General features: G+C 71.2%; 6 protein-coding genes. 2 read left to right on the plus strand and 4 right to left on the minus strand.

Going from position 1 to position 6,468, the window contains the following annotated elements:
- The first annotated feature begins 13 nt into the window (after nt 1-13).
- Nucleotides 14-1,483 (plus strand): HNH endonuclease signature motif containing protein, encoded by a 1,470-nt coding sequence (locus M4D54_RS07545; protein WP_259890867.1) that lies wholly within the window; start codon nt 14-16, stop codon nt 1,481-1,483.
- A 49-nt stretch (nt 1,484-1,532) separates the two neighbouring features.
- Here the strand turns inward: M4D54_RS07545 and M4D54_RS07550 are convergent, their stop codons facing one another.
- The 3 genes from M4D54_RS07550 to M4D54_RS07560 all read right to left on the minus strand — a co-directional run bounded on the left by M4D54_RS07550 (nt 1,533) and on the right by M4D54_RS07560 (nt 3,855).
- Nucleotides 1,533-2,399: an ABC transporter permease gene (locus M4D54_RS07550; RefSeq protein ID WP_259789948.1), complete on the minus strand. Its 867-nt coding sequence runs from the start codon at nt 2,397-2,399 to the stop codon at nt 1,533-1,535.
- Nucleotides 2,400-2,471: 72 nt separating this feature from the next.
- The gene (locus tag M4D54_RS07555) at nt 2,472-3,509 is read right to left on the minus strand and encodes an ABC transporter ATP-binding protein (protein ID WP_259890868.1); all 1,038 of its coding nucleotides are present in this window, start codon (nt 3,507-3,509) and stop codon (nt 2,472-2,474) included.
- 1 nt (nt 3,510) lies between these two features.
- Nucleotides 3,511-3,855: a hypothetical protein gene (locus M4D54_RS07560; protein ID WP_259890869.1), complete on the minus strand. Its 345-nt coding sequence runs from the start codon at nt 3,853-3,855 to the stop codon at nt 3,511-3,513.
- 269 nt (nt 3,856-4,124) lie between these two features.
- Here M4D54_RS07560 and M4D54_RS07565 point away from each other — a divergent pair, with 269 nt between their 5' ends.
- Nucleotides 4,125-4,988, plus strand: coding sequence for an ABC transporter ATP-binding protein (locus M4D54_RS07565; RefSeq protein WP_259890870.1), 864 nt, complete (start codon nt 4,125-4,127; stop codon nt 4,986-4,988).
- Nucleotides 4,989-5,005: 17 nt separating this feature from the next.
- On the opposite strand, the gene M4D54_RS07570 is transcribed toward M4D54_RS07565, so the two are convergent.
- Nucleotides 5,006-6,226: an IS110 family transposase gene (locus M4D54_RS07570; RefSeq protein WP_193865801.1), complete on the minus strand. Its 1,221-nt coding sequence runs from the start codon at nt 6,224-6,226 to the stop codon at nt 5,006-5,008.
- Nucleotides 6,227-6,468 lie beyond the last annotated feature (242 nt).

Here is a 6,468-nt window from a genome sequence, read left to right on the forward strand (position 1 = left end):
CCCGCGCGCGAGGGTGACAGCGCGCCAGCCCCTGACCACCGACTCCCTGGCCGACAGGCTCGGCATCGACCCTGATTCGGCGCAGGCATCGGCGGCGGGCCGCCTGATCGCGCAGGAGCGCCGGAGATCCGCCGAGCACGCCCGGCTGCTGCGCGAGATCGCGCCGATGTGGACGGAGCCGGAGCCGGGCGAGCCACCGGGGGAGCGCGAGGAAGCAGGCCTCCTGGTGGGGATCGCCCTGCGCACCACCACGGACAAGGCCAGTTCCCTGCTGCGCGCCGCCCGCACCGCGGTCGATCAGCTGCCCCGGCTGCTCGCTCGCCTGGAGAGCGGCGATCTCCCGGTGGAATGGTTCGATCGGATACTGCGCACCGTCCGGGACTTCACACCCCAGCAGAAGGCGCAGGTCGACGCGCGGGTCTCTGAATGGGACCTCGCCTCCATCCCCGTCGCACGGTTCCGTCGCGAGCTGCGACTGCTGGCTGCATGGCTGGTCCGCGAGGGCGAGGGGGTCGCCCGCCCTCAGGATCTGCGGGATGTCGCCCTGGAGCGGTCCCCCATCGACGATGGCACCGCCTGCCTGCGCATCACCGGCCCGGTCCCGGAGATCCTCGCGCTCGCGCGCCGCCTGGACAACGGCGCCCGCGCCGTGCAGAACGCACAGCGGAAGGCCCTGGCCGCCGGTGCACCGATCCCCTTCGACATCGATGGCGCCGCCGACGAATCCGGCAGCCCCCTGAGCCTGGCACAGCTGCGCTACGCGATCCTCACCCGCAGCGTGCTGGACACCGGCGGGGTCGAGGTCCCCGCGCCGCGATTCCGGATGCAGGTGACCGTCCCGTTCCTGACACTGCTCGGCCTCTCCGACACCCCGGCAGTGCTGGACGGCCTCACCCCGATCCCGGCGGAGATGGCCAGGCGGCTGGCTGCGGGCGAGCCCGTCTGGCACCGCATCCTCACCGATCCGGTCGACGGCCGGTACCTGCCCATCGAGGCGACCACGTACCGTCCCGCCGCGGGAATGCTCGAACACCTGCGCCTGCAGCACCCGGTGTGCGCCGTTCCCGGCTGCACCCGCCCCACGCTCGATGCCAGCGAGGCCGACCACATCCAGGAGTACGACCACGCCGATCCTGAGAACGGCGGGGCCACCTGCGTGGAGAACCTGCACCTGCTGTGCTTCACCCATCATCGCCTCAAGACGGAAGGCCTGATCGACCCGGTTCGCGGTCCCGACGGCACCACCCACTGGGAACTGCGCGGCAGCGGCCTGCGGGTGTCGATCTGCCCGAATCGGGATCTGCTCACCCCGGTGATGGCCCAGGCGCTCCAGGAGTCCTGGGAGGCGTACCGCACCGATCTGCAGATGGCGGCCGCCCTCCGCAGCGGGCTGCTGGATGAACCCGAGGAGGACTGCGGGCCGGACTGCACCGATCCGCACGAGGGCACAGGGATGAGGTCCTGCGCGCCGCCGCCCTTCTGAGCGGCGGGTGCGCACCGGCCGCATCCTCGTGCCGCCGTGCACCCGGAGGTCAGCCACGGGGCTCCCAGCGGAAGTGGCTGCGCACGAACAGGATGCCGAGGACCAGCCACACCAGCAGGATCCCGGTCTGCTGGGTGGTCTGCGTCCACACCTCGGCGGTGCTCAGCGCAGCGCCCTCGGCATCGATGCCCAGCCAGCCCAGGCGCACCAACGCGGTGATCGGGGCCGAGGGCACCAGCGCGACCAGTCGGCCGAACCAGTCCGGCATCATCTGCAGCGGGATCGCGGCCCCCGCCCCGATCACCAGCACCGCCATCAGGGGCAGGCAGGTCACCTGGGCGGCCTCCACGGTGCGCGTCATGTTCGCCGTGGCCAGCGCCAGCGGCACCATCACCGCCGCCCCCAGCACCAGGCCGATCGCAAGCACCCCGGGACGAGCGGGAAGGGGCAGGTCCAGCAGCGGAGCGGCGATCGCACCCATCACACCGATCATCACGAAGGCGATCAGCAGGGCCGGCACCGCCGTGGCGATCAGCACCGTCGCATCGGAGGCCTCACCGGTGCGCAGGCGCTTCAGGACCAGGTCCTGCCGGCGGGCCACGTACGAGCTGAGCAGGTTGTAGTAGACGACGAACAGCAGCGCCACCACGAACATGGTGCCCAGGCCCGAGGCCATCGCCTCTCGGGTGCCGCCCTGGCGCGCCAGCGGCAGGTAGAGGAACGGCACCGACAGGGGCAGCAGCAGCGCGGTGACCAGCTGCATGCGATTGCGCAGCAGCAGCGTCAGCTCCGCGCGGGCCAGGCCCAGCAGGCGGGGGGCCCGGCGGGGGCTCGTCGCTCGGGACCGGGCGGTGGCGGCCTGCTGGGCCGTCGGCGTGGACGGGGTGGTCGCGGGGTCGAGGGTGGGGGTGCTCATGGGGACTGTTCCTTCTGGAGGTGGGACCGCCTGCGGGTGCGCTGACCGCACAGGCGTGGGGGCGGCGGGATGTCAGGCGGCCGGGGTCTCGCCGGGTTCCAAGCCGGATCCGGCGATCTCGAGGAACACGGACTCCAGGCTCGCGGCGCGGGCGTCGAGACCGGACAGCTCCACGCCCTGCTCGCGGCTCCAGCTGAGCAGGGCCAGCAGGTCATCCTCGAGACGGTCGGTGGTGATCTCCAGCCGGCCCTTGCGGTCGCGGGTGCTGGAGCCATGGATCACGGGCAGAGCGGGGACGTCGGCCGGGGCGTCGATCGGCAGGGTCGCGCGGATGGTCGCAGGGTGGCCGGCCACCACCTCCTCGACGGTGCCGCGTCGCACGATGTGTCCGCGATGCATGATCGCCAGCTCGTCGGCGAGGGTCTCGGCCTCATCGAGGTAGTGCGTGGTCAGCACGATCGTGGTGCCGTTCTCCTTGAGTGCCCGGATCAGCTCCCAGGCGCGGGCGCGTGACTCGGGGTCCAGCCCGGTGGTGGGCTCGTCCAGGAACAGCAGCTCGGGTTCACCGGCGATGGCGCAGGCCAGGTCCAGGCGGCGCACCTCACCACCGGAGAGGGAGGAGATGCGGGTCCCGGCGCGGTCGGCGAGGTCCACCTGCGCCAGCACCTCGCTCACCGGGCGCGGGGCCGACAGCGTGGAGGTCCACATCCGCAGTGCCTCCGCCGTGGTGAGATCGGTGGGGAACCCGCCGGTCTGCAGCATCAGGCCCTGGCGGGGGCGCACATGGCGGCGGTCCCGGTACGGGTCCAGGCCGAACACACTCACGGTGCCGCCGGTGGGCCGGGCAAGGCCCTCCAGCACCTCGAGGGTCGAGGTCTTGCCGGCGCCGTTGGTGCCCAGCAGGGCGAACAGCTCGCCGCGGCGGATCTCGAGATCGATCCCGGCCACGGCCAGATGGCTGTCGCGGCCCCGGCCGTAGCGGCGCTCGAGGCCCTCGACGCGGATCACCGTCTCCTGCGGTGCGGCGGCGCCGGAGGTCGCGCCATGGACGCCATGGACAGTGGCGTCCTGCACGGTGGTGAGGTCCCGTGCGGTCGTCGTGGCAGTCATGTCAGCGCCCTCCCTTCAGCTGCTCGGCGTAGCCTTCGGTGGCGAAGCCGGCCGCGAGGCGGGCCGCCAGGATCGCGGCCACGATCACTCCGCCCACGATGCAGGCCAGCACGGGGGGCTGCACTGCGATGGCGACGGCCAGCACGATCACGATGTTGATCGCGATCGCGAACAGTTCGCGGCCCAGCGTCGCCGAGGGGCGGAAGCCGATGACATCGCCCAGCACGCCGCGATCGGCGGTGGGACTGGTGCGTGCGGGGCGAGCGGACTCCCGGGCGGTCGGTGTGGTGGTCGAGGTGGCCGGTGTGGGGGTCGAGGTGGTCAGGCTCATCTTCGTCGTGTTCATGGCCCCTACTCTTCCGAGCCGCGCACCTCTCCAGTAGGGAGCTGTTTCACCAGCTCATGTGCGTTTCTCACGACCCGGCGATGAGAGATGTCATGGATGGGCGCGGCTCCGGTGCCGCATTGGTCCCCACCCCCTCTGTCCGGTTATTGGGATATTTGTCCACAGACTGGTCAGGTGCGGTCAGGGGCGTTTCCCGGATCTACAGTGGGGCGATCGACCCGCCCGGTCATCCTCCCGATCATCCCGTCACGACCTGCCGAGGAGTTCCGATGGCAGCCGCTCCGTCGCCCACCGACGACTCCCGCGCCGGCCGGGACTCCGACACGGCCCGGCAGGCCGATGCCGCCCGGGCCACCGTCGTCGCCGAGGACGTCTCCAAGGTCTTCTTCTCCGGCTCCGACCCGGTGTGGGCGCTCGAGGACTTCTCCCTGACCCTGGAGCCGGGCTCCTTCACCTGCGTCGTGGGCCCCTCCGGCTGCGGCAAGTCCACCTTCCTGCGGATCGTGGGCGGGCTCGAGGAGCGCACCGTCGGCACCGTGGAGGTCACCGGAGCCGAGCACCCCATCCCCTCGGCCTTCGTGTTCCAGGAGCACGGCGTGTTCCCCTGGATGACGGTGCGGGAGAACGTCACCTTCGGCCTGCGCATGATGGGCACGTCCCGCGCCGAGCGCGACCGGATCGCTGAGGACTGGCTGCGGCGTGTGCGCCTGCAGGACTTCGCCCGCTCCTACCCCCACCAGCTCTCCGGCGGCATGTGCCAGCGCGTGGCGATCGCCCGCGCCTTCGCCACCGGCAGCCCCCTGCTGCTGATGGACGAGCCGCTGGGCGCCCTGGACGCCCAGACCCGCATGCTGATGCAGGAGGAGCTGGTCACGCTGTGGGAGCAGGAGCGCAAGACGGTCCTGATGGTCACCCACGACATCGACGAGGCACTCATCCTGGGCGACCGGGTGATCGTGATGACCCCCCGCCCCGGCCGCCTCAAGGAGGACATCGAGGTGCCGTTCGCCCGCCCCCGCTCGATCGGCGTGGAGGCCACCCCTGAGTTCACCCGCCTGCGCTCCCACATCTGGGAGTCGCTGCGTGAGGACGCCCTGGCCGGCGGCGCCGGTGCGAAGGAGGCCACCGCATGAGTTCCCTGAGTCAACCTCTAGGCCGCGAGAGCGGTGATGTGGTCCGTTTTCTCGGTTCTGCGCCGTTCGTGGGCGGCAGGGTCGTAGCAGGTTCCGTCGCGCCAGCAGGCGTAGATGATCCGCAGCCAGGAACGGGCGAGGATCCGCACGGCGTGGGGGTGTCGTTTGCCTTGTTCGCGGGCGGTGTCGTAGATGTTCCTCGCCCAGGGCGAGGCGTGGCGGGAGTTATCGGCCCAGCGGACGAGGGCTTGGCGAGCTCGCCGGTTGGTGGCGTAGCGGAACACGACCGCGCGAGACTTGCCCGAGGCGCGCGTGACGGGCACGACGCCGGCCTCGGCGGCGAGCTGGTCCGCGCTGGCGGTGTGCTCCAGCAGGGGGCCGATCTCACCGATGAGCTGGGCGAGGTTGACGGTCCCGACTCGGGGCAAGTCCTTGATCAGCGCTGCCCAGGGATGGGCGGCCAGGGCCGTGTCGATCTGGGCCTCGAGCTCGTCGATCGCGGTCTTCAGGGCGCGGATGACCGCGACCTGAGCACGGACCAGCGCGGTGATCGTCTCCTCGCCGAGCCTGGAGGCAGGTGCGGGAGCGTCGCGGAGCTTGGCCACCAAAACTGTCGGGTCGTTGCGTCCGGAGTAGTGCTGGCGGGCCAGCCAGTCCCGCATTCTCGCCGGTGCCAGTCGTCTGGCCGTCGCAGGGGCGGGGAAGCGGTCGCAGAACGCCAGGGCGATATCGGAGTCCAGGCGGGCGAAGACCATCCCGGCGCCGGGCCAGTGCTCGGCCAGCAGCGCGGCGAGCTGGTTGGTCGCCGTCACGCGGGCGGTGACCTGGTCCTCACGGGCACGAACGAGTGCCTGCAGCTCAAGAGTGACCTGCTCGGTGGGGCGCAGGGTCCGCAGGCGACGACCGTCGGTGCGGAGGTAGTCGGCGAGCTTGAACGCGTCGCCGGGATCGTCCTTCGCGCGGGCCGCGCCCCAGCGGGGACGAACGGCGTTGAACGCATTGGGGTGGACGGCCACGACTGGATGCCCGGCCGCCAGAATCCGGTCCACGACCAGCCCGCGCGTGGTCTCGATCGCTACCGGCAGCTCAGCTGGCGCGCCGTGGCCCGCGAGGCGAGCGAACGTGGCGCGCAGCCCGTCCTCGCTATGGGGGCAGAGCCAACGGTCGACCGTCTGGCCCTGGCCGTCGATGACAGCGACCGCGTGGGTGGTGTTGCCCCAGTCCCATCCGACAAACATGCATGCACTCCAGGTCTCTCGAAGGAGCACCACTTGGTAGAGGACACCTGCCGGAAGCTCACTGCTCGGCCCTCGAAGGGGCATGTTCCTGATGCCGTTCAGATGGCCTCGGCCCGGCAGGGCTGGCAGAACTCATGCTGGCCGTCGAACGGCACGCACCATAGGCCATGCACCCACCGGGACCGAGTGGTCACGACCCTACCGAACAAGGCCGCACTAAGGATGGTCCCCCAGTGAGCGCC

Origin of the sequence: Brachybacterium sp. p3-SID1565 (assembly GCF_025143785.1) — a bacterium.
GTDB lineage: Bacteria > Actinomycetota > Actinomycetes > Actinomycetales > Dermabacteraceae > Brachybacterium > Brachybacterium epidermidis.

Bases quoted from the DNA above. Each gene is read 5' to 3' on its own strand.
- M4D54_RS07570 (WP_193865801.1), bottom strand. From the start codon at position 6,226: ATGTTTGTCGGATGGGACTGGGGCAACACCACCCACGCGGTCGCTGTC.
- M4D54_RS07565 (WP_259890870.1), top strand. From the start codon at position 4,125: ATGGCAGCCGCTCCGTCGCCCACCGACGACTCCCGCGCCGGCCGGGAC.
- M4D54_RS07560 (WP_259890869.1), bottom strand. From the start codon at position 3,855: ATGAACACGACGAAGATGAGCCTGACCACCTCGACCCCCACACCGGCC.
- M4D54_RS07550 (WP_259789948.1), bottom strand. From the start codon at position 2,399: ATGAGCACCCCCACCCTCGACCCCGCGACCACCCCGTCCACGCCGACG.
- M4D54_RS07555 (WP_259890868.1), bottom strand. From the start codon at position 3,509: ATGACTGCCACGACGACCGCACGGGACCTCACCACCGTGCAGGACGCC.